Below are 25,901 nucleotides of genomic sequence, written 5' to 3' on the forward strand. Positions count from 1 at the left end.
CTCGCGCAGGTGAGGGGTCCGGGTGGGGGGTCAGGCGTACTGGAGACGGACCGTCGCCCCCTCGGCGTCGTCGCGGATGTCCACGTACGCGCAGACCTGACGCGCGTACCACAGTCCCGGGCCCGGTTCCGGGTCCGCGGCGGGCGGCGGGACGAAACCGGCGAGCGGGTCGTCGAGACGGCGGGACGAGCGCAGTTCGCAGACGCAGGCGGGCGCCTCGCCCCACAGCAGGGTGTCGCCGCCCAGGGGCGCGAGGGCCGCGGCGGTCTCCGCCACGGCGGCGCCGAACAGCTCGGCGTCGGCGGCGGGCAGCCCCCGGCCCGCCGCCCAGCTCTGCACGGCCGCGGCGTGCGGCTCCTCCAGGCGACGTACATCGGCCGGGGGCAACGGCAGGGGTACGGCGTCGAGTTCGGCGGCGAGGCGCAGCGGGTCCTGGTACACCTCCGTGTCGGGGTGGGTGCGGCGGGCCGCGGCGACGACGGCGGGCCCGGCGGTGCGGGTGTCGTAGGCGCACAGGGCGGTCGTGGCCATGGGCGCGAAGAGGAGGTTGGCGAGGGCCTCGTAGCGGATCCACTCGGTGGTCTCGCGGGCCGAGCGGCCGGCGCGGCCGCTCCAGACGGGTTCCATGACGAGGTGGATCCTCCCGCCGGGACCGGCGTGCGCGGTGAGGTACGCGGCGGCCCGGGCGACGGCGTTGGCCGCGGACCCCGTGTACCAGTCGGTGTGCGGGATGCGGATGACGTCGTCGGCGTCACCGCCGAGGGCGTCCCGCAGGAGGTCCAGGTTGCGCGGGGAGGCGATGGCCACCGGCGGGGGTTCCCCGCAGGCGCCGAGTCCTTCGCCGAGGAAGGGCAGGGCGGCGGCCAGGAAGCCGTCGTCGGAGTCGAAGACGGCCATGCGGTGGTCGAACGGGCTGTGTGCTGCGGTGGTCACATGATCCCCTCGGGTGGGTGCGGACGGGGGTGCGGGGGCGGGTCGGGCCGGTCAGCGCTGTGCCGTCACCCAGGCGGCGATCTGGGTGCGGTTGCTGAAGCCGAGCTTGCTGAGGATGCGTTCCACATGGCCTTCGGCGGTGCGGCGGGCGATCACCAGGCGGTCGGCGATCTGCTGGTTGGCGAGCCCCTCGGCGACGAGCCGGGCGACCTCGGTCTCGCGGCGGGTCAGCCGGACCGCGGTGTCGTCGTGCGACGCCGGGAGGGCGGGTTCGGTGGGGGGCCGGCCCGTCTCCTGGAGGGCATGGCCCACCAGCTCCGTGAGGCCGAGCGCCCCGCCCCGCCGGTGGGCCCGCTCGAACCCTTCGCGCCCCAGGGCCCGGGCCGCCCGCTCCTCGCTGTCCCTGCGGACGGAGTTGAGGGTGTGGGCGCCCCAGCGGCCGGTGTCGATGTCGGCCCAGACGCGGTCGGCGCCGCCCAGCAGCAGGGCGGCGTGCTGGTGGGCGTCGCGTCCGGCCGCGATGGACGCGAGCAGGTCGAGGGTGAGGGCGATGCCGGTGACGTCGTGGACGGCGAGTTTGAGCCGCAGGGCCTCGCGGGCGTGCCGTTCGGCCCGGGGCCGGTCGCCGCGCACGGTGTGCGCGAGGGCGAGCATCCGCAGCACATAGGACCGCACCCATTGCTCGCCGTGCCGCTCGCACAGTCGCAGGGTCCGCTCGCAGACCTCGACGGCCCGCTCGGCCTCGCCCAGGAAGCCCAGTGCGCAGGCGAGTTCGACCTGGTCGAGGCCGAAGAGGCTGAGGTGCTGTCCGGGGACGGGACCGCGGGCGACGGTGGCCTCGAAGTGCTCCAGCGCCCCGGGCAGGTCGTCGCCGAACAGCCGGATCACGCCGATGACGTACTCGGCGTGGGCGGCCTCGGCCGGGTCGCCGAGCGCGCGGGCGAGGGCGAGGGCGTCCTCCGCGTGGCGTCGGCCCCGGGGGAAGTCCCGGGTGGCGGCGGCCAGCAGCCCGGCGACCCAGAGGCCGCGGGCCCGCTCCCGGGTCGGTCCGGGGGCGGCGGTCAGGGCCCGGTCGAGCCAGTACAGGCCCTCACGGGCGGCCCCGCAGGCGTGCCAGTGGAACCAGAGCGTGCCGGCCAGGCGCAGCCCGGCGAGGGCCTCGCCGGGGGTGCTGAGGCTGAAGTCGAGGGCGGCGCGCAGATTGTCCCGGTCGGCGCGCAGCCGGGCGGCGGTCTCGGGCTGCCCGGGCCCGAACCAGCCGCGCTCACAGGCCTCGGCCCGCCGCGCCGTCCAGTCCCGCTGCCGCCGCCGGGCGGCCTCCTCCTCCCCCGCGCCCCGCCGCAGCCGCTCCAGTCCGTACTGCCGCAGGGTGTCGAGCATCCGGTAACGCACCCCGCCGGGCCCGGACTCCCGGCACAGCACGGACTTGTCGACGAGCCCGGCGACGGCTTCCAGCACGTCCTCGGTACGCAGGGCCGGGGCGGCGGCCCCGGGGGGCGCCGCCGCGGACTGGGTGGCGACCGCCGGGGCCGCCGCCCCGAACGGCGTGTGCGTGCCGGAGTTGTTCGGGGGCCGGGTGGGGGACTCGGTCCGGGCCCCCTGGTGGGCGGGGCGCTCCCCGCTCGCCGGGTGCTCGGTGCTGTTCGTGCCGTCCGCGCACACCGCTTCCGCCGTCTCCAGGTCGAAGCTGCCCGCGAGCACCGACAGCCGGGCCCACACCGTCTGCTCGGTGGCGGTGCACAGGTCGTGGCTCCAGGAGACGGCCGCCCGCAGGGTCTGGTGGCGGGGCAGGGCGGTGGGGCTGCCGGTGGTGAGGAAGCGGTAGCGGTCGTCGAGGCGCTGAAGGATCTGGTCGACGTCCAGGACGCGCATGCGGACAGCGGCCAGTTCGATGGCGAGGGGCAGTCCGTCCAGGCGGTGGCACAGGCGGGCGACGGAGGCCCGGTTGGCGGCGGTGAGCCGGAAGCCGGGGACGACGGCGGCGGCCCGGTCGGCGAAGAGGGTGAGCGCGGGGTAGCCCTCGGCGGCGGACAGGTCGCCGTCCGGGTCGGGCACCGGCAACGGCCGTACCTCCAGCAGGTGTTCCTCGGTGAGACCGAGGCGGTGCCGGCTGGTGGCGAGGATCCGCACGCCCTCGGTGACGTGCAGCAGGGCGCCCGCGAGTCGGGCGCACGCGCCCGCCAGATGCTCGCAGTTGTCGACGACGAGGAGCAGCCGCCGGTCCCGTACCTGCTCGACGAGCACGTCCAGGGTCGGCCGGCTGGACCGGTCGTGGAGCCCGAGCGCGTCGGCGGCGGCGAGCGGGACGAGGGCCGGGTCGTGCAGTCCGGACAGGTGCACGAAACGCACGCCGTCCGGGAAGGCCCGCCGCACCCGGGCCGCGATGCGCCCGGCGAGCCGGGTCTTGCCGACGCCGCCGGGCCCGGTGAGCGTCACCAGCCGTGCGTGGGCCAGCAGCTCGCGGCCCAGGGTCAGTTCGCCACGCCGGTCGACGAAGCTGGTCGTCTCGGCCGGCAGATGGTGGTCCCGTCGTGGCGCTGATCCGCCCATGATCAGCCAGTCCTCTGAGGGGGTGTGGTCCGGGGGATCCGGACACTCCGGCTCCCCTTACGCGGACCCACACCTTCTCCCGTTCCGTACATATATGCACGCCGGAGCCACCCCTGCGGGTGCACTTCCGCCGGGACCCCTCAGCGTCGGAGCGGCGCGCGTACACTGCGCGGCTGCTTTCGGTCTTGACCTGCTCATGCCATTGGCAGAACGATGTGCGCCACCCGCACCACGTACGTCGCACGGAGCAACCCCACCTCCCACAAGGAGATTTCATGCGACTTCGCATCCGAGGATCCGGTGCCCGCACCGGCAGACGCACCGCCGCCCTCGCCGGCCTCCTCGCCCTCGCGCTCGCGGCGCCCCTGTCCGCGACCACGACCGACGCCAGCGCCGACGGCGCCCGCAGGACGGCCGCTTCGGCCGACGACATCCGGCAGTACGAGGTCCATCTGCACTCGACGGCCAAGGACCGCACGGCACTTCAGCGCACCGGCGTGACCGTCGACGAGGTGCACGGCCACGGGGTCGTGGTCTCCGGCCGCGCGGACCAGATCAAGAAGCTGCGCGCGCTGGGCTACGAGGTCACCCGGCTCGGCGCGGTCCCCGACCGCTCCGCGGGAGAGGACGGCCTCCGGCTCTTCGACTTCCCCTCGGGCGACTCGAAGTACCACAACTACGCGGAGATGACGAGCGAGATCAACGCGATCGTGGCGGCCAACCCGTCCATCGCGAGCCAGCGCGTGATCGGCAAGTCGTACCAGGGCCGGAACATCGTCGCCGTCAAGATCAGCGACAACGTGGCCTCCGACGAGTCCGAGCCCGAGGTGCTGTTCACGCACCACCAGCACGCCCGCGAGCACCTGACCGTCGAGATGGCGCTCTACCTGCTGCGCGAGCTGACCTCCGGCTACGGCTCCGACTCACGCGTCACGAGCATGGTGAACAACCGTGAGATCTGGATCGTCCCGGACATCAACCCCGACGGCGGCGAGTACGACATCGCCACCGGCTCGTACCGCTCCTGGCGCAAGAACCGGCAGCCCAACTCCGGTTCCTCATACGTCGGTACGGACCTGAACCGCAACTGGAACTACCGCTGGGGCTGCTGCGGCGGCTCCTCGGGCTCCACGTCGTCGGAGACCTACCGGGGACCGTCGGCCGAGTCCGCGCCCGAGGTGAAGGTCGTGGCGGACTTCGTGCGCAGCCGGGTCGTCGGCGGCACACAGCAGATCAAGGCCGGCGTCGACTTCCACACCTACAGCGAGCTGGTGCTGTGGCCGTTCGGCTACACGTACTCCGACACGGCGACGGGGATGACCGCGGACGACAACGCCGCGTTCAAGGCGGTCGGCCGGAAGATGGCCGCGAGCAACGGCTACACGGCCGAGCAGTCCAGCGACCTGTACATCACGGACGGGTCGATCGACGACTACCTCTGGGGCGCGCACAAGATCTTCGCGTACACCTTCGAGATGTACCCCCGCTCCGGCGGAGGCGGGTTCTACCCGCCCGACGAGGTGATCGAGCGGGAGACCTCCCGTAACCGCGATGCGGTGCTGCAACTGCTGGAGAACGCGGACTGCATGTACCGGTCGATCGGCAAGGAGAGCCAGTACTGCGGTTAGGCGCGCGGTTCCTCGCCCGCCTCGGGTTCGCCGTCCTCGAAGTAGGCGTCGAGGACGGCGTCCAGCTGCTCGTCCCACACCTTGAAGTGGCTCCTGGCCGGCGCCTCGATCTCGATCGGGTACCAACGCCGGTCAGGGGTGTGGACAGTGACGGTGTACCGCTTGCCGAAGCGGGCCGTCTCCGTCTCCACCGCGCCGATCTCGTCCCAGCGGAACTCGCACTCCTGGTCGTCCAGGCACAGTCGTACGCCCCGGTGGTCGGCGACCAGCCTGGCGCGGCGGTCGGACGCCTCGAAGACGGGGCCGTCGACGGCTTCGGTGTCCTCCTCCTGCTCGGAGGGGGCCGCCTCGGCCGTGTCCTCCGGCTCGTCGGCGGCCTCCTCGGCCGCCTCGGCGTCCGCGACCTCGGGCTCCTTCTCGGGCGCGTCCTCCTCCGTCCGTCCGGACACGGGTGACGTGAGCCCGGGAACGAAGGCCGGGTCGAACCCGGCGCCTTCCAGGGGCTGGCTGCTCGAACCTATGCGCTGCTCCACAGCGCAGCAGTATGGTCGACAAACCTGTGCGGCACACAGTCGACCCCGACTTCGTTATCAGACGCCTACAAGATTCGGCCGTCTACACGAACAGGCTGAGCACCGCCGCCACCGCGAACCCCGCCACCGACAGCACGCTCTCCAGCACGGTCCAGGTCTTGAGCGTGTCCCGCTCGCTGATGCCGAAGTACTTCGCCACCATCCAGAAGCCGCCGTCGTTGACGTGCGAGGCGAAAATGGAACCGGCCGAGATGGCCATGATGACCAGGGCGACGAACGCCTGGGAGTGGTCGCCCTCGGAGAGCAGGGGCGCCACGATGCCCGCCGTGGTGACGATCGCGACCGTCGCCGAGCCCTGGGCCACGCGCAGGACGACGGAGATCAGGTAGGACAGGACGAGCACCGGGAGGCCCACGCCGTTGAACGTGTCCGACAGGGCCTGGGCGACGCCGCTGGCCTTGAGGACGGCGCCGAAGACGCCGCCCGCGCCGACCACCAGCAGGATGTTGCCGACCGGCTTGAGGGATGCGGTCGACACCCTCTCCAGGGACTTGCGGGACCAGCCGCGGCGGATGCCCAGCAGGTAGTACGCGAGGAACAGGGCGATCGTCAGCGCCACGAACGGGTTGCCGAAGAACTCGATCACCGAGCGGAGTGATGGGGGTACCCCCTGCTCGGAGCCTGTCGGAGAGCTTGGGGGAGGGTCCAGGGCGATCGAGGAGAACGTCGCGGCGAGGATGAGCACCAGGGGCGTGCCGATGATGCCGAGGACCGTGCCGAGGGAGACCGGCTGCTCGCTGGGCGCGACCCCGGCGGCCCGCTGCTCGTCGACGACGGCCTGCCTGGCCTCCTCCGCCGCCTCGACCATGTCCTGCGGCACGGGGACGAAGATGCGGCGGCCGATCCACGCGGCGTAGCCCCAGGCGGCCAGGACCGCGGGCAGGCCGCAGACGACGCCCATGAGGATGACCCAGCCGAGGTCGACGTGGAGCAGACCGGCGGCGGCGACCGGGCCGGGGTGGGGCGGCAGGAAGGCGTGCGTGACGGACAGGCCCGCGAGGAGCGGCAGGCAGTACAGCAGGATCGACTTGCCCGACCGCTTGGCCGCGGCGTAGACGATCGGGGCGAGGACGAAGATGCCGACGTCGAAGAAGACCGGGATGCCGAAGATCAGGCCGGTCAGGCCCATGGCGAGGGGTGCGCGCTTCTCCCCGAACAGGCCGAGCAGACGGCCCGCCAGGACCTCGGCCCCGCCGCTGACTTCGAGGATCGCGCCGAGCATGGTGCCCAGGCCGATGATGATGGCGACATGGCCGAGGATGCCGCCCATGCCGGATTCGATGGTGGAGACGGCGTCCGACCTCTGGACCGTGCCGAAGAGTTCGGTGACCGAGAGACCGGCGGCGAGGCCGACGGCTATGGAGACCGCCAGCAGGGCGACGAAGGGCTGGAGTCTCAGCCTGATGATGAGCAGGAGCAGCAGCGCGATGCCGAGCGCGGCGGTGAGCAGGAGTCCGGCGGTGCCGTCGACGAGGAGGAGCAGTCCTCCGGTGTGCGGCGGGGCTTCGGCGGGGGCGGACGCGGCGAGCGGATGGGACATGCGGGGGTCCTCTGCGTAAAGGCATACGGCTTCTGGGCAGGGGGGAGCGCGGCGCGGCGCATCGGGGCGCCGCGCCTCACGGACGTGCGGGTGCGGGGGTGGGTCAGCCGAGGACGGCCAGCGCGTCGATCTCGATGAGGAGACCCGCGGGCAGGCCGACGTAGACCGTCGTGCGCGCGGCGGGCGGCTGGGTCAGGCCCTGCTCCTCGAAGTACGCGTTGTAGATCTCGTTCATCTCGGCGAAGTGGGCCACGTCCGTCAGGTAGACGCGGATCATCATCACGTCGTCCCAGGAGGCGCCGCCCTCCTCCAGGACGGCCTTGACGTTGGCGAGGGTCTGGAGGGTCTGCTCGCGCAGGGTCGGCCCGGCGGGCGTGGGGGCCTTGCCCTCCTCGGCGGGCAGGAAGCCGACCTGGCCGGCGACCTGGAGGATGTTGCCCTTCTTCACACCGTGGGAGAACTTCGCCGGCGGGGTGGTGTGGGTCTTCGGGGTGAGTGCGGTCTTGTCCGTCATACGGTGCCCTTCACTGGTGATCTGCCGGAGTACTCCCCGCTGATGGCGTCCGCCGTGCGGCGCACCAGCGGCAGGAGGGTGAGGAGTTCGTCGGCGGTGACGACGACGTTCGGCGCGGAGACCGACATCGCGGCGACGACCCGGCCGTCGGCGCCGCGGATGGGCGCCGCGACGCAGTTGATGGACTCCTCGTGGCCGCCGAGGTCGGTGGCCCAGCCCTGTTCGCGCACCTTCTCCAGCTCGCGCAGGAACGCGCTCGCGCCGGGGGTCGAACGGGACGTGTAGGCGGGGTAGTCGAGCTTCTCCGCGACCGCGCGCCGCTCCTGCTCGGGCAGGTCGGCCAGCAGCAGCTTGGCGACCGCGGCGACGGTGATGGCGACGGGCTTGCCGATGCGGGAGTACATCCGCACCGGGTAGCGGCTGTCGACCTTGTCGATGTAGAGGACCTCGTTCTCCTCGTACACGGCGAGGTGCACGGTGTGCCCGCAGGCCTCGTTGAGGCGGACCAGGTGGGGGTGGGCGATCTCGCGGACGTCGAGGTTCTCCATCGCCTCCTGGGCGAGGGCGAAGAGCCGGGCTCCGAGGCGGTAGCGCTGGTCGGACTGGCGGTAGACGAGGCCGTGCTCGTGGAGGGTGCGCAGCAGGCGCAGGGCCGTGGACTTGTGGACGCCGAGGCGGTCGGCGACCTGCCCCAGGTCGGCGGGTCCCTCGGCGAGCAGCGGCAGGATGCTGAGCGCGCGGTCGACGGTCTGGCTCATGACGTACGTACCTCCTCGTCGGCCCGCTGTGTCCCCTCGGTCCAGCCCGGGCCGAGTCGCAGTCTCCCCCATGTGCCGTCGTCCAGGGCGGCGAGGCGGTCGGCGTGGTCGCGGGCGGGCGGGGTCGCGAGGTCGCCGGGCACGGTCAGCGCGGCGGCGGCCATCAGGTGCCCGTGCCGCAGCCGCTGCCGCACGGGCAGTCCGCGCAGGGTGGCGGAGAGGAACCCGGCGGCGAAGGCGTCCCCGGCACCGACGGCGGCGACGACGTCGACGCGGGGCGCGGGGACGAAGGTGACGTCCCGCTCGTGGAAGACGGTGGCTCCGGCGGCGCCCTGCTTGACGACCAGCACCTCGGGTTCGGGAAGGGCGGCGCGGACGGCTTCGGCGCTGTGCAGTCCCCACGCCTCGTCCTGCCCGACGAACACGAGGTCGGCGCCGCGGGCGAGGTCGCGCAGCACCTCGGGGGCGTCCGCGCCGCGCCACAGGCCGGGGCGGTGGTTGACGTCGAAGGAGACGAGCGGGCGGCCGGGGCGGCGGGTGGTCAGCTCGCGCATCAGGTCGAGGCAGGTTCCGGAGAGCGCCGCAGTGATGCCGGACAGGTGCAGCACGCGCCCGGCGCGCACCGCCGCCGGGTCAGGATCGGTCGCGCTCATGGCGGAGGCCGCGGAACCGGCCCGGTAGTACGCCACCTCGTGGGTGTCGCCGGCCCGGTCCCCGGCGGTGCGGAAGTAGATGCCGGTGGGGCGGTCGGGGTCGCGCCGGACGTGCGCCACGTCGACCCCGTACCCGCCGATCGCCTCCACCAGATGATCGCCGAACGGGTCGGCCCCCACCCTGCTGACCCACCGCGCGGAGTGCCCCGCCGTCGCCAGTACGCAGGCCACGTTCGACTCCGCCCCGCCGATGCCCCGCGCGAAGGACGGCACGTCGGCGAGGCGTCCCGGCCGGGAGGGCAGGAACGTGACCATGGACTCGCCGAGCGCGACGACGTCCACGACATCGGGGGCGTCGCGGGGTCCGGTGGGGGTCACGATGCTCGTAGCTCCTCGGCGAGGTCGGTGGGGGGCGGTTTCATTGACCGGCGGTGGCCGAGATGTTAGACAGCGGTCAGCGACATACGCAATGGATGTTGCATCTACTGCAACACCGCAGATCAGGGAGGCTCCATGACGGCCGACTCCGCCCAGTCCCTCGCCCGGCTCGCCGCCGAGCGCGTCGATCACCGCTTCAAGGGCCTCCCGCCGGACGCCGACGGCCTGACCGTCGCCGAGCTGGCCGGACAGCGTCGCAACCTGTTCACCGGCGGCTTCGCCACGCCCGTGCTCGCGCTGTCCGCCGAGCGGCTGGAGCACAACCTGAGGCTGATGGAGACGTACGCGGCCCGGCACGGCCTGGCGTTCGCGCCGCACGGCAAGACCTCGATGGCACCGCAGCTGTTCCAGCGGCAGATCGAGCACGGGGCGTGGGGCATCACGCTGGCCGTGCCGCATCAGGTGCGGGTGGCGCGGGCGTTCGGCACCCGGCGTGTGTTCCTCGCCAACGAGCTGGTCGACGCGGCGGCCCTGCGCTGGATCGCCGCCGAGCTGGACGCCGACCCGGAGTTCCGGTTCGTCTGTTACGTCGACTCCGTGCGCGCAGTCGAGCTGATGGACGCCGCCCTGCGGGACGCCTCGCGGCCGGTGGACGTCGTCGTCGAGCTCGCCGCCGGTGAGGGCGCCCGGACCGGGGTGCGGTCGGAGGCGGAGTGCGCGGCGGTCGCGGACGCGGTGGCGGGCACCCGCACCCTGCGTCTGGTCGGTGTCGCGGGCTACGAGGGCGAGGTGCCGAAGGCCGACACCGAGCGGGTGACGGCGTGGCTGCGACGGCTGGTCGCCCTCGCCGCCGACTTCGACAAGGGCGGGCGCTTCACCGGCCTGGACGAGATCGTGGTCAGCGCGGGCGGCAGCGCCTGGTTCGACGCGGTCGCCGAGGTCTTCGCCGAGATCCCCGAACTCTCCTCCCCCGTCCTGAAGTTGCTCCGCTCGGGCGCCTACGTCTCGCACGACGACGGTCATTACCGCAAGCTGACCCCGTTCAACCGGGTCCCCGAGGAGGGCGCGCTGGAGCCGGCGTTCCGCCTGTGGACCCAGGTGGTGTCACGCCCCTGCGCCGAGCAGGCCTTCGTCAACGCGGGCAAGCGGGACGCCGCCTACGACCTCGGCCTGCCCTTCGCCCAGGTGATCCGCCGCGACGGCGCCGAGCGCCCGGCCACCGGCGTCTCGGTGACGGCCCTGTCCGACCAGCACGCCTGGCTCGCCACCGCGCCGGAGGCGGACCTGGAGGTCGGCGACTGGGTCGGGCTCGGCCTGTCCCACCCGTGCACCTCGTTCGACAAGTGGCAGCTGATCCCCGTCGCCGAGGCGGACGGCACGGTCGTCGACTACGTGCGCACGTTCTTCTAGGAGGCCGGGAGCGATGGAAGAGCTCGTCATCCGGGACGCGGACGTCGTCGACGGCTCGGGCGGGGACTCCTACCGCGCCGATGTCGTGGTGGACGGCGGCCGGATCGTGGGGATCGTGAAGGAGGCCGCCGCGGCGGGCTGCCAGCGGCCGAAGGCCCGCCGGGAGCTGGACGCGGAGGGCCTGGTCCTCTCCCCCGGCTTCATCGACATGCACGCGCACAGCGACCTGGCGCTGCTGCGCGACCCCGACCACAGCGCCAAGGCCGCGCAGGGCGTCACACTGGAGGTCATCGGCCAGGACGGCCTGTCGTACGCGCCCGTCGACGACCGCACGCTCGCCGAGGTGCGCCGCGCGATCGCCGGGTGGAACGGCCCGGGCGACGACATCGACTTCGACTGGCGCACGGTCGGCGAGTACCTCGACCGGCTGGACCGCGGGATCGCCGTGAACGCGGCCTACCTGATCCCGCAGGGCACGGTCCGCGCGCTCGCCGTCGGCTGGGAGGACCGCGAGGCCACGGGGCAGGAGCTGGACCGGATGCGGCGGTTGGTGGCGGAGGGCATGCAGCAGGGCGCCGTCGGCATGTCCTCGGGGCTGACGTACACCCCGGGCATGTACGCGCGCGACGCCGAACTGACGGAGCTGTGCCGGGTGGTGGCCTCCTACGGCGGCTACTACTGCCCGCACCACCGCTCCTACGGGGCCGGCGCCCTGGAGGCCTACCGGGAGATGATCGCGCTGAGCCGTGAGGCGGGCTGCTCCCTCCATCTCGCCCACGCCACCATGAACTTCGGCGTGAACAGGGGCCGGGCGCCCGAGCTGCTGTCCCTGCTGGACGAGGCCCTCGCCGACGGGGCGGACATCAGCCTCGACACCTACCCGTACACCCCGGGCTGCACGACGCTGGCGGCGGTCCTGCCGAGCTGGGCGAGCGAGGGCGGCCCGGAGGAGACCCTCCGGCGGCTGGCGGACGACGGCACGGCGGAGCGCATCCGCCACCACCTGGAGGTCACCGGCTCGGACGGCTGCCACGGTGTGCCGATCGAATGGGACACCGTCGAGATCTCAGGCGTGGGCGATCCGGCCCTGGCCGATTTCGTCGGCCGGACCATCGCCGAGTCGGCGGCCGTCCGGGGCGAGGAACCCTGGGTGACCGCCCGCGGACTGCTGCTGGCCGACCGGCTGGCCCCGACGATCCTCCAGCACGTGGGCCACGAGGAGAACGTCCGCGCGATCATGCGCCACCGGGTCCACACCGGCGGCTCGGACGGCATCCTCCAGGGCGCGAAGCCGCACCCGCGCGCCTACGGCACGTTCCCGCACTATCTCGGCCACTACGTGCGGGAGTCGGGGGTGCTGTCGCTGGAGGAGTGCGTCGCGCACCTCACGTCCCGCCCGGCGGCGCGGCTCCGCCTGCCGGACCGGGGCCTGGTCCGCGAGGGGTACGTGGCCGACCTGGTCCTGTTCGACCCGGCGACCATCGCGGCGGGCTCCACGTTCGCGCAGCCGCGCACGCTCCCGACGGGCATCCCGCACGTCCTGGTCGACGGCCGGTTCGTGATCGAGGACGGCCGGCGCACCGACGTGCTGGCGGGCCGGGCGATCCGCGGGACTCCTCCCCCGTGACCGCCCGGCCGGCACCCTGCCTTACGGCTTGGGCAGGGTGCAGCCGCTCGCGCTCAGGTCGAGCTTGTTGTCGATCCCGAAGCAGGCCGGGATCCCGTAGGTCTCCTGGGCGTAGTTGATGCCCTTGCGGACGGTCACGGTGCCGTTGGCGTCGACCTCGCACGGGTTGTTCACCGTGCAGCGCTCACCGTCCTCGTTGCCGGTGTTGTTGATGGCCACGACCTTGTTGGTGGCCTGGTCGACGACGGGCGAGCCGGACGTGCCGCCGATGGTGTTGCAGGCGGAGGTGTAGCGGACCGAGTCCTTCCAGGTCCAGTCGCCCTCCTTCAGGCGGTACGCGAACCCGTCGATGGAGCAGCTGTAGATCCGCTTCCAGTAGCCGGAGGGGATGCTGATGGCGGTGCCGGCGACCGGGTGGGTGTCGTTCAGCGTCAGCGCGTTGATGTTGTACGAGCTCTTGATCTGCGCGTACGTGGTGGTGAGCTGGTACAGCGCGACGTCCGTGTCGGTCATCGTGCCGTAGGCGAGCTTGGCGGCGCGCAGGGTGGCGACGCGCGAGCCGGAGGAGTTGAGCAGGCTGAAGGTGCGGCTGGAGGCCTTGTCGACGAGGACCTGGCCGGGGCCGGGGAAGCCGGACTCCAGGCAGTGGCCGTTGGTCATCACCAGGGCCGGGTCGTCGGCCTCGGAGTCCGGCATCCGGACGACCGAGCCGGAGCAGTTGCTGAGCGCGACGGTGCCGGCGAAGTTCACGGCCTTGGCCGACGGGGCGGTGAGCCCGGACAGCGTCTGCTCCACGGACGTGACCACTCCCGAGACGGCGGACGTGGCCGAGCCCGTGTCCGCGGTCTTGCCGACGCCCGTGGGGGCGGCATCGGCAGCGGCCGCGGGGGCCGCGCCGGCCCCGGCTATCGCCAGGGCGAAGAACGCGGCGGCGAGAGGTTTTCTCATGGGGGGTCCCCTCTTGCGACGGAGGCGGCCGGAAATCTTCCGGCCGCCTGCACTGTTGTCATGTGCATTGTGATCGTCGCAAGGGAGTGGCACAAGAACCCGTTCCACAACCGGAATCCCGGAGTCCTGTACCGACCCTACTCAACCGCCCTTACACGGCGCTCACTTGGGGCCCTTGGTGCCGCCGGGTCCATGTCCCGGTTTCCCGTCCCACCTGCCGGGCGCCGAGGTCGTGGCGGTGGGGCCGGAGTTCACGGGTGCGGTGGTCGTGGAGTCACCGGCCGGGGGCGGCGCGTCTTCCGTGGCGGACGGGGACGGGGACGCGGACGGGGTCCGGCTCACCGTGGGAGGCGGAGTCGGGGACGCCGCACCGGACGGGTCGTCAGAGCCTTCCGGGCGGGCCGCCAGCGGGGCGCCAGAGCTCGCCACCGGACCGGTGTCCGAGACAGAAGCCGTCGGGGAGTCCTCCGTCGCCGGATCCGTACGGCCGCTCTCAACGCCCCGCGGCCCGCCGGAAGGCGCGCCCGAGAAGGAGAACCCGGCGACGAGCACGGCCACGGACAGGGCCCCCACGGCACCGGCCGCGACCGCCACGCGGCGCGACCGCGAGGCAGGGGCTTTGCGCCGGGCCCGGTGTCCGGCCCCGGACCGGCCGCCCGGCACCGGCATCACCGGCAGCTCACGGGTTTCCCCGATGCCGTCGGAGCGAGCGCCCTGGGCGGCGCCGTCCACATCGCTGCCGGAGTACGCGGGAACGCCGGGGTCCCCCGGGTACGCACGCCCCTCATGGGCGCCGTCGGCATCGCCGGAGTACGCGGGAGCGCCGGAGCCCCCGGCGTTCCCCGCAGTCCCATGACCGCCGCCGACACCCCCGTACGCACCAGGGGCACCATGCGCACCACCGGCGGCACCCGCGCCACCCCCGGAGTACACAGGACCACCCGGATTCCCCGGTTCCCCCGGATACGCATGGAGATCGGGGGCGTCGGCCGGGCCGCCGCCGTGGCCGTACACGTCCTGCCATCCGTGCGCCGCCGCCGGATCCGCGTAGGCGTCGTACACCGGAGGGGCGACCCCCTGCGGCAGGTACACGTTCGGCGGGCCCTGTGGCTCGCCGCCCGTCGCTCGCTCGGCGTAATCGAATGGCTTGGACATGCCGGGGGATTCTAGGGACCGAAGGTGCTGGTGGGACAGCGCGCACCGATATCGCCGCAAATCCCCGCGTCTCACGTGGCGGAAAACACGGCCCGAGAGGCATTACCGGGCCGTAAGCTCCCAGACATGCAGGTGATCCAGTCGACCAAGCTCGCCAACGTCTGTTACGAGATCCGGGGCCCGGTCCTCGAGGAGGCGATGAGACTGGAGGCTGCCGGGCATCGCATCCTCAAACTGAACACCGGAAATCCGGCCGCGTTCGGCTTCGAGTGCCCCCCGGAGATCCTGGAGGACATCCTCAGGAACGTCTCCTCCGCCCACGGCTACGGCGACGCCAAGGGCCTGCTGGCCGCGCGCAGGGCGGTCGTCATGCACAACCAGACCCTCGGCATCGAGACGGACGTCGAGCACGTCTTCATCGGCAACGGCGTCTCCGAGCTGATCGTGATGGCGATGCAGGGCCTGCTGGACGACGGCGACGAGGTCCTCGTGCCCGCGCCCGACTACCCGCTGTGGACCGCCGCCGTCTCCCTCTCCGGCGGCACGGCCGTGCACTACCGCTGTGACGAGCAGGCCGACTGGATGCCGGACCTCGCCGACATCGAGCGCAAGGTCACCGACCGCACCAAGGCGCTCGTGATCATCAACCCGAACAACCCGACGGGTGCCGTCTACGACGAGGCGATGATCAAGGGCCTGACCGACATCGCCCGCCGGCACAACCTGCTCGTCTGCTCCGACGAGATCTACGACAAGATCCTCTACGACGGCGCCACGCACACCCCCACCGCCTCCGTCGCCCCCGACCTGCTCACCCTCACCTTCAACGGCATGTCGAAGGCGTACCGGGTGGCGGGCTACCGGGTCGGCTGGATGTCGATCTCCGGGCCGCGCGCCCACGCCGACTCCTACATCGAGGGTCTGACGATCCTGGCGAACATGCGCCTGTGCGCGAACATGCCCGGGCAGCACGGAGTCGTCGCGGCCCTCAGCGGACGGCAGACGATCAACGACCTGGTGCTCCCCGGCGGGCGGCTGCGCGAGCAGCGGGACACGGCGTACGAGCTGCTGACCCAGATCCCCGGTGTGAGCTGCGTGAAGCCGAAGGGGGCGCTGTACCTCTTCCCGCGCCTCGACCCCAAGGTGTTCAAGATCAAGGACGATCGCCGCATGGTCCTGGACCTGCTCCGGCGCGAGAAGATCATGGTCGTGCAGGGCACGGGCTTCAACTGGCCGGAGCCCGACCACTTCCGCATCGTGACCCTGCCGACGGTCGGGGACCTGACCGACGCGATGGGGCGGATCGGGCACTTCCTGGACGGCTACAGCCAGCCCTGATCCACCCAGGCCACACCTCCCCGACCTGCCCGCTCACGCTATGTGCGCGGGCAGTCCGGTCTTGTGAACAACTCAACTTTAGACGAATTCTAAGCTAGGATGGTTTCCTGCAAGGACTCAGGAGGCCTTCCCATGTACGAACCGATCCGCACCAAGTCGGTCCACAGCACGGTGGACGGCCCCAACCCGGACTTCCCCCACCGTTCGCGTGAGGAAGAGCTGGACATCCAGCTCGCGGGCCACCTCGCCGCGCTGCTCGCCGTCACCGACGAGCTGCGGGCGACGCAGGCCTCGGCCGACCTGGACACGGCGGCGGAGCGGCTCGCGAAGCAGGTGAGCAGGCTGCGGGGAGGCCGCACCCCCGTACGGGCGCCGCTGAGCGGCCGACGCGAGAAGAACGCCGCCGCCCTGCACCGGCGGGCGCACGCCCTGGCGGGCCGGGCACTGGTCGTGGCCGCTTCCCGTGCCGACACGGCGGCCGCGATCCTGGCCGCCGAGCGGATGGACGCCCACACCGCGGCGCTGGGGCCCCGGGAACTCGCGTCCCACTGAGCCCGCTGGGCTCCCCTTGACGGCCCCGGTCCGCGCGCACCCGCAGCGACGCGCGGACCGGGCGCCACTAACCCCTCCGTGAGGGCCCCCGGGTACCCCCACCCGAAGCCGGTCACGCCTCTCGCGGGCGACGACCACCCGCCACCGGGACCGTCGGCCGCCTAGAGAATTGGTGCTGCGGCAGAGACCGGAGTCATCATGATGGCCGTCATCTGCCTGGCGCAGGGCCTCCGCACACGCCGGTGACGGGCGACTTGAGGGACGTGACGAAGGACGTCCATGCGGGGGCCGTGAGCGTGAGGACCGGGCCGTGGGGGACCTTGGAGTCACGGACGGGGACGACGGCGGTGTGAGCGTCGCACACTTCGAGGCAGTCGCCGCCGTCGCCGTTGCTGTAGGTGCTCTTGCGCCAGGGGGCAGCGCCGGGGAAGGCCTCGGCCACCTCCACGCAGTCGCCGCCCGTTCCGTTGCTGTAGGTGCTCTTACGCCAGACGGCAGTGCTCAAATCAATCGCGCTGCTTGCCATTTCGTACATCCTCAGCCGTTTGTCGAATCAGGGCGAGGGACGCCTCGGGTGGCAGTGCGGCGGCCCTGAGCAGATCGTACGACCGGCGGTACTCCTCCACGAGAGCCGGATCGTCGATTGTGTCCCCGCTGTGCTGAGACTCCAAGTAGACCAACGGTGGGGCGTCGACGAAGGTCATGACCTTGGCCATCCCCATCATGAGTGGGTGCGGCCCACAGTTCCACGGAAGAACCTGGGGAACGATCCGACGGCGACGTGCCAGCGCAGCGATGTGTTCCAACTGCTCGGCGGTCTGCTCCGGGGGAAGAACCGGTTGCCGCAGCAGCACCTCGGAAAGGATCGCCCAGTACATGGGCGTCTTGTGGTCGTCCTCGAATAGGCGCGCCCGCGCCAGTCGGGCACTGACCTTCTCCTCTACCTCCTCCTCCTGAGCCAGTGGCATGGCCGCCTGGACGAGCGCCCGGGCATAGGCATCCGTCTGCAGCAAGCCGGGGATCAAGGTCGGACACCACTCTTCGATGGACTTGGCGTGCTGCTCCGCCTCCAGCACCCTCTCGAAGTAACTCGCATGCCCCCGCCGCTTCGCCCGCCGCACGTCCTCGCACCGCCGCCTGAAGAAGCCGTCCGTGCCGAGCACCTTGTCCACGTGTTCCGCGAGCTCCGCCGGCATCCGGCGGGTGCCGCGCTCGATCTCGCTGAGGTGGCTCGGGCCGTAGAAGCTGCCCTCGACGAGTTGCTGGAGGGTGAGGCCCGCCTCCTCCCGTTTCCAGCGCAACTCACTGCCGTAGAAGGTCGGGACGCCCGTCGAACCGTCGATGTCCTTGCGCTGACCCATCGTTCACCGTCCTTGGTGTGCCGTTACCGCCCGCTACCGGAGCCGGCCGCGCGTACGCGCAGTTCAGGCGCGGGATGCCGATGGGCTGTCACGCTACGGCGGTCGGCGCCAGAGTGTGAGGAGTTCGTCACTCAGCGCACTGGAAGGTGTGAAACCCCATGCACAGCCCCGCCGAAGCAGAAGCCGAAGCCGACGCCTGCGTCGAGGAGTTGCGGGCCGCGCTCGCCGCGCACGGCATCACCCTGCCGTCCCTCGGCATCGACCTCCCGGCCTTCGCCTCCCGCTGCCCCACACGGCCGTTGATCGCGCTCGGCAACTGCAACCTCCTGACCGCGCGGGCCCTGACCGCCGCCCTGCGCAAGGGCGCGGCGTGATGCGGCCGGTGGTGACGCTGGAGCTGCTCGCGGCTCCGGCCGCGGTGTCCGGCGTGCGGCGGGCCCTGCGCGCGCACGGCATTGACGTGCAGCTCTGCGCGAGTGAGCTGGTCACGAATGTGATCCGGCACGTCGGAGAGGGCGTCCCCGTGACGGTACGGGTGTGGGAGAAGGAGGGCGGACGCGTCCGGCTCGGGGTCACCGATCCCGACCCGCGGGCCCTGCCCGTCCTGGTCGGGGCCGTCGGCGCCGAGGACGAGTCGGGCCGCGGGCTGGCACTGCTCGACGCGCTGGCCGTGCGGTGGGGTGTGGAGCAGGAGGCCGGCCGCAAGACGGTGTGGTGCGAGCTGCTCGTCCGTGCTCTGAGAACGCTGGAAACGCCCGAGGTTCCGGAGGAAACGCCCGAGCGCCCCGGTCGACGTAGGCGGTCGGCCGGAGCGCTCGGTCATCCATCGGCACGTTCGTGAGCCCGCGGAGCGGGCCGCGCCGAAGCGGGCGGGAGTGGGCCTGTCGCCGCCGGTTTCCGTCGAGGCGATCGGAGGGCGGCGACGGGCCCGGAAACCCCGCACGCCGTTGTGCGGGCCCCGCCTGTCGGTCCCGCGGCCGGCCGTGACGATGTTGCTGGTCAGGGCACTGTCGGTTCCAGCCGGCCGCGGAGTTCAGGGAGTGGGCTCAGCCCAGGCGCTCCACCAGGGCGCGGTACTGGTCCCACAGCTCCTTCGGCGTGTGGTCGCCGAAGGTGTTGAGGTGCTCGGGGACCAGGGCGGCCTCCTCGCGCCAGATCTCCTTGTCGACCGTGAGCAGGAACTCCAGGTCGGACTCGGCCAGTTCCAGGCCGTCGGTGTCGAGGGCCTCCTTGGTCGGCAGGATGCCGATCGGGGTCTCGACGCCCTCGGCCCGGCCGTCCAGCCGCTCCACGATCCACTTCAGGACGCGGGAGTTCTCGCCGAAGCCGGGCCAGACGAACTTGCCCTCGTCGTCCTTGCGGAACCAGTTGACGTAGTAGATCTTCGGCAGCTTGGACTGGTCCTTGTCCTTGGCCACGTCGACCCAGTGGGCCATGTAGTCGCCCATGTTGTAGCCGCAGAACGGCAGCATGGCGAACGGGTCGCGGCGCAGTTCGCCGACCTTGCCCTCGGCGGCGGCGGTCTTCTCGGAGGCCACGTTCGCGCCGAGGAAGACGCCGTGGTTCCAGTCGAAGGACTCCGTCACCAGCGGTACGGCGGTGGCGCGGCGGCCGCCGAAGAGGATCGCCGAGATCGGCACGCCCTTGGGGTCCTCCCACTCGGGCGCGATGATCGGGCACTGCGAGGCCGGGACGGTGAAGCGGGCGTTGGGGTGGGCGGCCGGGACGCCGGACTCGGGCGTCCAGTCGTTGCCCTTCCAGTCGGTGAGGTGGGCCGGGGTCTCCTCCGTCATGCCCTCCCACCACACGTCGTTGTCGTCGGTGAGGGCGACATTGGTGAAGACGGAGTTGCCCCACAGCGTCTTCATGGCGTTGGCGTTGGTGTGCTCGCCGGTGCCCGGGGCGACGCCGAAGAAGCCGGCCTCGGGGTTGATGGCGTAGAGGCGGCCGTCCTCGCCGAAGCGCATCCAGGCGATGTCGTCGCCGATGGTCTCGACCGTCCAGCCGGGGATGGTCGGCTCCAGCATGGCGAGGTTGGTCTTGCCGCAGGCGCTCGGGAAGGCGGCGGCGACGTACTTGGCCTCGCCGCGCGGCGGGGTCAGCTTCAGCACGAGCATGTGCTCGGCGAGCCAGCCCTCGTCCCGGGCCATGACGGAGGCGATGCGCAGGGCGTAGCACTTCTTGCCGAGCAGGGCGTTGCCGCCGTAGCCCGAGCCGTAGGACCAGATCTCGCGGTCCTCGGGGAAGTGCGAGATGTACTTGGTCTGGTTGCAGGGCCAGGGGACGTCCGCCTGGCCGGGCTCCAGCGGGGCGCCCAGGGTGTGGACGGCCTTGACGAAGAAGCCGTCGGAGCCGAGCTCGTCCAGGACGGCCTGGCCCATGCGCGTCATGGTGCGCATGGAGACGGCGACGTACGCGGAGTCGGTGATCTCCACGCCGAGTGCGGACAGCGGCGAGCCGAGCGGGCCCATGCAGAAGGGCACGACGTACATGGTCCGGCCGCGCATCGAGCCGCGGAACAGACCGCCCTGGCCCCCGGAGCCCTGGAAGATCTCCCGCATCTCGGCGGGGGCCTTCCAGTGGTTGGTCGGGCCCGCGTCCTCCTCCTTCTCGGAGCAGATGAACGTCCGGTCCTCGACGCGCGCGACGTCGGTGGGGTCGGAGGCCGCGTAGTACGAGTGGGGGCGCTTGATCGGGTCGAGTTTGCGGAAGGTGCCCTTCTCCACGAGCTCTTCGCACAGTCGCTCGTACTCGGCCTCGGACCCGTCACACCAGACCACGTTGTCCGGCTGCGTCAGTTCTGCGATCTCGTTGACCCACGAGATCAGCCCCTGATGAGTGGTGGGGACGGTGGGAGCCGCGATGTCGCGCGCCACGATTGCTCCTAAATGAGGGATTTTTTGTGATGTGGAGGCCCCGTGGGGGCTGCGACCCGGATGCTTCAGGTGGATCTTGGCGCTCATCCGGTGCCGACCGCACTCATTTGATCATCCGATGCTCGCGCCCATCTGTCCAGAGGAGTGCACAAGTGAGCGACGTGAGGCTCGCCACGGTTTCTCGGGCCCTCTTTACGTGCACATTGCGTTCACCTGACGGTTCATTTGCGTGACCGCCGTCGGGCGTGGGTGAGAGGATGGCCACTCTTCGACGGTCAAACCGAGCCACTGATGGGTCACTTACGGTTCCGTAGCTACCATTCGGCCATGACTGCGTTCGTCCCCGACGCGCCCTCGGACTCGGCGGCCGACGGCCACGGTCCACAGGCGCTCTCCCTGCCTCATCCGGTGAAGCCGAAGTTGCGCGGCTGGCTGCACCTCGGCATGTTCCCGGCCGCCCTGATCGCCGGCCTGGTGCTGACCGCCCTCGCCGACACCTCCAGAGCGCGCATCGCCTGCGGCATCTTCGCCCTGACCGCATGCCTGCTGTTCGGCGTGAGCGCGCTGTACCACCGGGGCGACTGGAGCCCGCGCATGGACGGCGTCCTGCGCCGGCTGGACCACGCCAACATCTTCCTGATCATCGCGGGCACCTACACGCCGCTGGCCATGCTGCTCCTGCCGGGCAGCAAGGGTGAGTGGCTGCTGTGGGGCATCTGGGCCGCGGCCGCGGCCGGCATCCTCTTCCGCGTCTTCTGGGTCGGCGCCCCGCGCTGGCTGTACACGCCGTGCTACATCGCGATGGGCTGGGCGGCCGTCTTCTACCTGCCGGACTTCATGCGGAACGGCGGCGTCGCGGTCCTCGTCCTGGTCGTCGTCGGCGGTGTGCTCTACAGCGCGGGCGGCGTGGTCTACGGGATCAAGCGGCCGAACCCGTCCCCGCGCTGGTTCGGCTTCCACGAGGTGTTCCACTCCTTCACGCTCGCGGCCTTCATCGCGCACTACGTGGGGATCTCGCTGGTGGCGTACCAGCACGGTTAGGGCTGCCCCGCCTCCTGGGCCCCCAGGCCCCCAAGGCCACGGCTTTCCGGCCGTGGCCTTTTGCTATGCCCTCTCTTTTGAGAGCCACTGATATTTCACAGCCACTGTCATTTCGCCGATCCCTGTCGCTGATGTGCGCTGACGGCCCTGGTCCCGCCCGAGGCCGATGCCCGACAATGACCTTCATGACGGCCCCACGCACCACCCCCGCCGACCGCCCCCAGCCGGGGCTCCGGGAGCGGAAGAAGATCAAGACCCGCCAGGCGATCCGCAGCGCGACCTACGCGCTGATCGAGGAGCGGGGCTACGACGCCACGACGGTCGAGCAGATCGCCGAGCGCGCCGAGGTGTCGCCGTCGACGGTGTTCCGGTACTTCCCCACCAAGGAAGACATCGTCGTCACCGACGAGTGGGATCCGTTCATGCTGGCGGAGCTGCGGGCCCGGCCCCGGGACGAGTCGTGGGCGGACGTCCTGCGGCATGTGATGCGCACGGCCCTCGACCTGAGCCTCGCCGAGGAACCCGAGGTGACGCGGCTGCGGACCCGGCTGGGCGTCGAGGTGCCGGCCGTGCGCGCCCGGATGACGGAGAGCATGGCCGCCACCGGCCACCTCCTGCGCCAGGCCCTGGCCGAGCGCTCCGGGCTGGACCCGGACAGCCTGGAGCTGCGGGTGTTCTCCATGGCGGTGATGGGCGGGCTCATGGAGGTCTCCCGCTACTGGGCCGAGACCGGCCACCGGGACGACATCCGGGACCTGGTCGACCGCGCGCTGGACGTCATGGAGCAGGGCCTGCCGAGCGGAAAACACTGATTCCGGCGCCCCTCACCGTGGCATCCTGACCGGGTGAACGGTCCCGAGATCCACGTCGAGTTCGCCCCCGAGCTGCACGTCTTCGTCACCCGGGCCCGCAGGGACGGCACCGTGCGGGCGCCCACCGACGGCGTCTCCAGCCTCGGCCATGTCATCGAGTCGCTGGGGGTGCCGCTGACCGAGGTGGGCCCGCTGGTCGTGGACGGCCGGGAGGTGCCGTTCTCGCACGTGCCGGCCGCCGGTGAGGCGGTGACGGTACGGGCCGTCGCCCGCCCCCAGCAGGTGCCCGGGGCTCCTCTCCGTTTCCTCCTCGACGTCCATCTCGGCACGCTGGCCCGCCGCCTGCGCCTGCTCGGCGTGGACACGGCGTACGAGTCGACCGACATCGGCGACCCGGCGCTGGCCGCGCGTTCGGCGGCCGAGCAGCGGGTCATGCTGAGCCGCGACCGGGGGCTGCTGCGCAGGCGCGAGCTGTGGGCCGGGGCGTTCGTGTACAGCACGCGGCCCGAGGAGCAACTCGACGACATCCTGGACCGGTTCCATCCGGAGCTGCGCCCCTGGACGCGGTGCACGGCCTGCAACGGGCTGCTGCGCGAGGCGACCAAGGACGAGGTCGCCGACCAGCTCAAGCACGGCACGCACGCCACGTACGACGTGTTCGCGCAGTGCGCGCAGTGCGGTCGGGCGTACTGGAAGGGTGCGCACCACGATCAGCTGGAGGCGATCGTGGAGCGGGCTGTCGGGCTTCGCTCCGAGCGCCGCTGAGGGTCGGGCGCCGCGGGGAACCGCGCGGCCGTCGTGACCGGCCGTGCGGTTCCCCACGCCCCTGAGGGACGTCTCAGCGCCTGGTCAGGTCCCCCTCGGCGCAGGCGACGCCGTCCCGGTTCCTGTCCAGGCCCAGCGGGTCGTCCTTGCCGTTGACCTTCAGGCGGCCGTAGTCGTTGGCCTTGAGCCACGCGCAGCGCGCCGTCGCCGACTTCTTCACCTCCGCCGGGAAGTTCGTCGGCACGCAGACGTTGACCGAGCCGTAGTGCCGGTCGCAGCCGGAGATCGTCGGGCTGACCTTCTGGGACACCCGTTTCCTGCCGGGCTCGGTCACCTTGCCCGTGGGCCGGTCCGCGAAGTCGTGGACATGGGCCGAGGCGTCCGTCGCCTTGAGTGCCTGCGGGCCCGCCAGGTGCACCCACTTCGCCACCGAGGGCACCCCGTTCGCGTCGACCGCGAAGAGCATGTACCAGCCGGGCGGGGCCAGGTTGGGGTTGCTCGTCACGTTCAGGTCGACGTTGTTGCCGTCGATGGACAGCGGCAGGTCCACGAACCGCTGGTTCGGGTCCGAGGAGTGGGTGACGGCGGCCGGGCGGATCAGCTCGGCCTTGGCGATGGGCCGGTCGACGGTGATCCGCTGGGTGTCGCCGTAGTTCCACTCGGTGTCGATGACGGAAGTGATGGCCGGACGGGGGCCCTTGAACAGGTAGGGCGGGCTGTAGACCGACACGTCGTGGTTCCACGTGCCGTTGCCCGGGTTGTCGCCCGTGGTCATCACACGGCCGTCGGGGAGCAGGAACGCCGAGGAGTGGTAGCCGCGGGCCTCGGGGTCGGCGGCCACCGGGTCGAAGGTCTCCGAGGCGGGGTCGAAGATCGACGTCTCGTGGACCGGGTCGGCCCGGTTGTGCAGGGCGCCGCCCGTCTCCAGCACCTTGCCGTCGGGCAGGAGCACCGCGGAGACGTACATCTTGCCCTGGTTCCCGGTCTGCGGGACCCGGCCGTTGCCCAGGTCGACCGTGCCCTGCGGGATCGGCGGACCGGCCACGTACGACGGGTTCGGCTGCTTGAGGTCGATGATGTCGGTCAGCCGGTTCGCCTCCGGGTTGGAGTCGATGTTGCCGCCGCCGAGGGTGAGGACCCTCTGGTCCTGCGCCGGGGGCAGCAGCACGCTCGCCGACTGGTCGCGCTCGTCCTTGTTCCGCAGGCCCGGGACCTGGGTGGTGGTGTTGGCGGCGTAGTCGTAGATCGCCGAGCCGGTGCCGGGGATGTTGTTGCCGAAGACGTGGCTGCCCGAGTAGAAGAGGCGGCCGTCCTGCATGAGGATCATCGACGGGTACAGGCCCCAGTACGACCAGGTCTGGTTGACCTTCCACAGTGGCTGCCACCGCTGCTCGGCCTCGGAGAACAGTTCGGCGGTGACCGAGCCGGTGGAGTCCTCGCGCAGTCCGCCGAAGGAGATGACGTCACCGTTGCCGAGGATCGTCGCCGACGGGTACCAGTGACCGTCGTTCATGTCGTTGGTCCTGGAGTAGGTCTCGGTTGCCGGGTCGAAGACGTACGAGTCCTTGAAGCCCTCGTAGCCGTGTCCGCCCGGGACCGGGTACGCCTTGTTGCCGCTCATCACCAGCACCCGGCCGTCCTGGAGCTGGACGTGGCCGGCGCAGAACATGTCCTTCGGCGTGGGGATGACCTTGTAGGTGCCCTTCTGCGGGTCGTACACCGCCGAGGTGAAGGTGCCGGCCTTGAACATCGACTCGTCGTTTCCGGAGCCCGCGATCAGCAGCACCTTGCCGTTGTTCAGGACGACCGAGTGCATGGAGCGGACGGGGTTCCGCGTGGGAAGTACGTCCCACCTGCCGTCGGCGCACTGCTCGGCGGTGCCCGTGCACTGCGGCGGCAGGGCCGGTTCGGGGACCTGGTCCATCGTGTAGTCGTCGGTCGTGGCGGAGCCGGTGCCGTAGACGGACACGCCCCAGGAGATGCGGTCGGTGCCGGCCGGGACCTCGGGGGTGCGGACGGTGGCCTCGGTCCAGCCGGCCGCCATGTCGAGGGTCTTGAGGTCGGTCCAGTACTGCCAGCCGGCCGTGGTGTCGTGCCGGAAGAGCGTGATCGCCGCGTCGGGCGTGGTCGTCTTGTACCAGAGGCCGAGGTCGTACTGCTTGCCCGCCGTCACCACCGGCGCACAGGCGGCCGACTCGGTGATCAGCGCCTTGCGGTCGCCCTCGACGCGGCGGGTCAGTTCGACCTTCATGGCCTTCGAACCGGTGTGCGCGTCGGCCGTGGTGGTGAAGGTGAAGTCGTTGTCGCCCCAGCCGGACTTCTCCCAGCAGTACGGCATGCCGTCGCCGCCGGCCGTCTCGAAGCCGGGGTTCTTGATGAGGTTGGCGGCGGACGCGGGCTGGGGCGCGGTCATCAGCAGACCGGCCGTGAGGGCGCCCACGCCGGCGAGTGCGGTTCTTCTCCGGTACT

Annotated in this window: 22 protein-coding genes; 10 read left to right on the forward strand and 12 right to left on the reverse strand. The window is 71.5% G+C overall.

What is annotated here, in order from left to right; genetic code table 11:
- Nucleotides 1–30: 30 nt before the first annotated feature.
- Nucleotides 31–933 (reverse strand): MEDS domain-containing protein, encoded by a 903-nt coding sequence (locus tag AB0I06_RS10450; RefSeq protein WP_363118363.1) that lies wholly within the window; start codon nt 931–933, stop codon nt 31–33.
- Between the two features lie 51 nt (nt 934–984).
- Nucleotides 985–3,483 (reverse strand): LuxR C-terminal-related transcriptional regulator, encoded by a 2,499-nt coding sequence (locus AB0I06_RS10455; RefSeq protein WP_363118364.1) that lies wholly within the window; start codon nt 3,481–3,483, stop codon nt 985–987.
- Between the two features lie 275 nt (nt 3,484–3,758).
- Here AB0I06_RS10455 and AB0I06_RS10460 point away from each other — a divergent pair, with 275 nt between their 5' ends.
- Nucleotides 3,759–5,111, forward strand: coding sequence for a M14 family metallopeptidase (locus tag AB0I06_RS10460; RefSeq protein ID WP_363118365.1), 1,353 nt, complete (start codon nt 3,759–3,761; stop codon nt 5,109–5,111).
- On the opposite strand, the gene AB0I06_RS10465 is transcribed toward AB0I06_RS10460, so the two are convergent.
- The 5 genes from AB0I06_RS10465 to AB0I06_RS10485 form a co-directional block, all read right to left on the reverse strand.
- Nucleotides 5,108–5,644, reverse strand: coding sequence for a hypothetical protein (locus AB0I06_RS10465; RefSeq protein WP_363118366.1), 537 nt, complete (start codon nt 5,642–5,644; stop codon nt 5,108–5,110). The genes AB0I06_RS10460 and AB0I06_RS10465 overlap by 4 nt on opposite strands.
- Before the next feature lie 82 nt (nt 5,645–5,726).
- Nucleotides 5,727–7,244 carry a gluconate:H+ symporter gene (locus tag AB0I06_RS10470; protein ID WP_363118367.1) on the reverse strand — a complete coding sequence of 506 codons (1,518 nt, stop codon included), beginning with the start codon at nt 7,242–7,244 and terminating at the stop codon, nt 5,727–5,729.
- A 103-nt stretch (nt 7,245–7,347) separates the two neighbouring features.
- A complete protein-coding gene (locus tag AB0I06_RS10475) occupies nt 7,348–7,758 on the reverse strand; it encodes a RidA family protein (RefSeq protein ID WP_363118368.1) in 411 nt (136 codons plus the stop codon).
- Nucleotides 7,755–8,516 carry an IclR family transcriptional regulator gene (locus tag AB0I06_RS10480; RefSeq protein WP_363118369.1) on the reverse strand — a complete coding sequence of 254 codons (762 nt, stop codon included), beginning with the start codon at nt 8,514–8,516 and terminating at the stop codon, nt 7,755–7,757. The genes AB0I06_RS10475 and AB0I06_RS10480 overlap by 4 nt, the downstream gene beginning before the upstream one ends.
- Nucleotides 8,513–9,547 carry a sugar kinase gene (locus tag AB0I06_RS10485; RefSeq protein ID WP_363118370.1) on the reverse strand — a complete coding sequence of 345 codons (1,035 nt, stop codon included), beginning with the start codon at nt 9,545–9,547 and terminating at the stop codon, nt 8,513–8,515. The genes AB0I06_RS10480 and AB0I06_RS10485 overlap by 4 nt, the downstream gene beginning before the upstream one ends.
- Nucleotides 9,548–9,682: 135 nt before the next feature.
- On the opposite strand from AB0I06_RS10485, the gene AB0I06_RS10490 reads away from it, so the two are divergent.
- Nucleotides 9,683–10,957 carry an amino acid deaminase gene (locus AB0I06_RS10490; RefSeq protein WP_363118371.1) on the forward strand — a complete coding sequence of 425 codons (1,275 nt, stop codon included), beginning with the start codon at nt 9,683–9,685 and terminating at the stop codon, nt 10,955–10,957.
- Nucleotides 10,958–10,970: 13 nt separating this feature from the next.
- Complete coding sequence (locus AB0I06_RS10495; protein WP_363118372.1) at nt 10,971–12,584, forward strand: D-aminoacylase; 1,614 nt, start codon at nt 10,971–10,973, stop codon at nt 12,582–12,584.
- A 21-nt stretch (nt 12,585–12,605) separates the two neighbouring features.
- On the opposite strand, the gene AB0I06_RS10500 is transcribed toward AB0I06_RS10495, so the two are convergent.
- On the reverse strand, nt 12,606–13,532 hold the full coding sequence (locus AB0I06_RS10500) for a serine protease (protein ID WP_363118373.1): 927 nt from the start codon (nt 13,530–13,532) through the stop codon (nt 12,606–12,608).
- Nucleotides 13,533–14,813: 1,281 nt separating this feature from the next.
- On the opposite strand from AB0I06_RS10500, the gene AB0I06_RS10505 reads away from it, so the two are divergent.
- Nucleotides 14,814–16,025: a pyridoxal phosphate-dependent aminotransferase gene (locus tag AB0I06_RS10505; protein ID WP_363118374.1), complete on the forward strand. Its 1,212-nt coding sequence runs from the start codon at nt 14,814–14,816 to the stop codon at nt 16,023–16,025.
- 132 nt (nt 16,026–16,157) lie between these two features.
- Complete coding sequence (locus tag AB0I06_RS10510; RefSeq protein WP_363118375.1) at nt 16,158–16,577, forward strand: hypothetical protein; 420 nt, start codon at nt 16,158–16,160, stop codon at nt 16,575–16,577.
- A gap of 208 nt (nt 16,578–16,785) precedes the next feature.
- Here AB0I06_RS10510 and AB0I06_RS10515 read toward each other — a convergent pair whose 3' ends face one another.
- Together AB0I06_RS10515 and AB0I06_RS10520 are read right to left on the reverse strand one after the other, a co-directional pair.
- Nucleotides 16,786–17,103: a DUF397 domain-containing protein gene (locus AB0I06_RS10515; protein WP_363118376.1), complete on the reverse strand. Its 318-nt coding sequence runs from the start codon at nt 17,101–17,103 to the stop codon at nt 16,786–16,788.
- A complete protein-coding gene (locus tag AB0I06_RS10520; protein WP_363118377.1) occupies nt 17,084–17,938 on the reverse strand; it encodes a helix-turn-helix transcriptional regulator in 855 nt (284 codons plus the stop codon). The genes AB0I06_RS10515 and AB0I06_RS10520 overlap by 20 nt, the downstream gene beginning before the upstream one ends.
- Nucleotides 17,939–18,096: 158 nt before the next feature.
- Here AB0I06_RS10520 and AB0I06_RS10525 point away from each other — a divergent pair, with 158 nt between their 5' ends.
- Nucleotides 18,097–18,312 carry a hypothetical protein gene (locus AB0I06_RS10525; RefSeq protein ID WP_363118378.1) on the forward strand — a complete coding sequence of 72 codons (216 nt, stop codon included), beginning with the start codon at nt 18,097–18,099 and terminating at the stop codon, nt 18,310–18,312.
- Nucleotides 18,312–18,779: an ATP-binding protein gene (locus AB0I06_RS10530; RefSeq protein ID WP_363118633.1), complete on the forward strand. Its 468-nt coding sequence runs from the start codon at nt 18,312–18,314 to the stop codon at nt 18,777–18,779. The genes AB0I06_RS10525 and AB0I06_RS10530 overlap by 1 nt, the downstream gene beginning before the upstream one ends.
- Nucleotides 18,780–18,984: 205 nt before the next feature.
- Here the strand turns inward: AB0I06_RS10530 and AB0I06_RS10535 are convergent, their stop codons facing one another.
- Complete coding sequence (locus AB0I06_RS10535) at nt 18,985–20,814, reverse strand: phosphoenolpyruvate carboxykinase (GTP) (RefSeq protein WP_363118379.1); 1,830 nt, start codon at nt 20,812–20,814, stop codon at nt 18,985–18,987.
- A 327-nt stretch (nt 20,815–21,141) separates the two neighbouring features.
- Here AB0I06_RS10535 and AB0I06_RS10540 point away from each other — a divergent pair, with 327 nt between their 5' ends.
- The 3 genes from AB0I06_RS10540 to AB0I06_RS10550 all read left to right on the forward strand — a co-directional run bounded on the left by AB0I06_RS10540 (nt 21,142) and on the right by AB0I06_RS10550 (nt 23,432).
- On the forward strand, nt 21,142–21,855 hold the full coding sequence (locus AB0I06_RS10540) for a hemolysin III family protein (RefSeq protein WP_363118380.1): 714 nt from the start codon (nt 21,142–21,144) through the stop codon (nt 21,853–21,855).
- Nucleotides 21,856–22,040: 185 nt separating this feature from the next.
- Nucleotides 22,041–22,667 carry a TetR family transcriptional regulator gene (locus AB0I06_RS10545; protein WP_363118381.1) on the forward strand — a complete coding sequence of 209 codons (627 nt, stop codon included), beginning with the start codon at nt 22,041–22,043 and terminating at the stop codon, nt 22,665–22,667.
- 33 nt (nt 22,668–22,700) lie between these two features.
- Entirely contained in the window at nt 22,701–23,432 is a 732-nt protein-coding gene (locus AB0I06_RS10550) for a Mut7-C RNAse domain-containing protein (protein ID WP_363118382.1), read from the forward strand.
- A gap of 73 nt (nt 23,433–23,505) precedes the next feature.
- On the opposite strand, the gene AB0I06_RS10555 is transcribed toward AB0I06_RS10550, so the two are convergent.
- Nucleotides 23,506–25,845 (reverse strand): galactose oxidase early set domain-containing protein, encoded by a 2,340-nt coding sequence (locus tag AB0I06_RS10555; protein ID WP_363118634.1) that lies wholly within the window; start codon nt 25,843–25,845, stop codon nt 23,506–23,508.
- Nucleotides 25,846–25,901: the final 56 nt, after the last annotated feature.

The sequence above is a fragment of the Streptomyces sp. NPDC050674 genome, assembly GCF_040654575.1.
Taxonomy (GTDB): Bacteria; Actinomycetota; Actinomycetes; order Streptomycetales; family Streptomycetaceae; genus Streptomyces.

Coding starts and splice junctions, on each gene's coding strand:
- AB0I06_RS10455 (WP_363118364.1), bottom strand. CDS start 3,483: ATGGGCGGATCAGCGCCACGACGGGACCACCATCTGCCGGCCGAGACG.
- AB0I06_RS10460 (WP_363118365.1), top strand. CDS start 3,759: ATGCGACTTCGCATCCGAGGATCCGGTGCCCGCACCGGCAGACGCACC.
- AB0I06_RS10470 (WP_363118367.1), bottom strand. CDS start 7,244: ATGTCCCATCCGCTCGCCGCGTCCGCCCCCGCCGAAGCCCCGCCGCAC.
- AB0I06_RS10475 (WP_363118368.1), bottom strand. CDS start 7,758: ATGACGGACAAGACCGCACTCACCCCGAAGACCCACACCACCCCGCCG.
- AB0I06_RS10480 (WP_363118369.1), bottom strand. CDS start 8,516: ATGAGCCAGACCGTCGACCGCGCGCTCAGCATCCTGCCGCTGCTCGCC.
- AB0I06_RS10490 (WP_363118371.1), top strand. CDS start 9,683: ATGACGGCCGACTCCGCCCAGTCCCTCGCCCGGCTCGCCGCCGAGCGC.
- AB0I06_RS10495 (WP_363118372.1), top strand. CDS start 10,971: ATGGAAGAGCTCGTCATCCGGGACGCGGACGTCGTCGACGGCTCGGGC.
- AB0I06_RS10500 (WP_363118373.1), bottom strand. CDS start 13,532: ATGAGAAAACCTCTCGCCGCCGCGTTCTTCGCCCTGGCGATAGCCGGG.
- AB0I06_RS10505 (WP_363118374.1), top strand. CDS start 14,814: ATGCAGGTGATCCAGTCGACCAAGCTCGCCAACGTCTGTTACGAGATC.
- AB0I06_RS10510 (WP_363118375.1), top strand. CDS start 16,158: ATGTACGAACCGATCCGCACCAAGTCGGTCCACAGCACGGTGGACGGC.
- AB0I06_RS10515 (WP_363118376.1), bottom strand. CDS start 17,103: ATGGCAAGCAGCGCGATTGATTTGAGCACTGCCGTCTGGCGTAAGAGC.
- AB0I06_RS10520 (WP_363118377.1), bottom strand. CDS start 17,938: ATGGGTCAGCGCAAGGACATCGACGGTTCGACGGGCGTCCCGACCTTC.
- AB0I06_RS10525 (WP_363118378.1), top strand. CDS start 18,097: ATGCACAGCCCCGCCGAAGCAGAAGCCGAAGCCGACGCCTGCGTCGAG.
- AB0I06_RS10530 (WP_363118633.1), top strand. CDS start 18,312: ATGCGGCCGGTGGTGACGCTGGAGCTGCTCGCGGCTCCGGCCGCGGTG.
- AB0I06_RS10540 (WP_363118380.1), top strand. CDS start 21,142: ATGACTGCGTTCGTCCCCGACGCGCCCTCGGACTCGGCGGCCGACGGC.
- AB0I06_RS10545 (WP_363118381.1), top strand. CDS start 22,041: ATGACGGCCCCACGCACCACCCCCGCCGACCGCCCCCAGCCGGGGCTC.
- AB0I06_RS10555 (WP_363118634.1), bottom strand. CDS start 25,845: ATGACCGCGCCCCAGCCCGCGTCCGCCGCCAACCTCATCAAGAACCCC.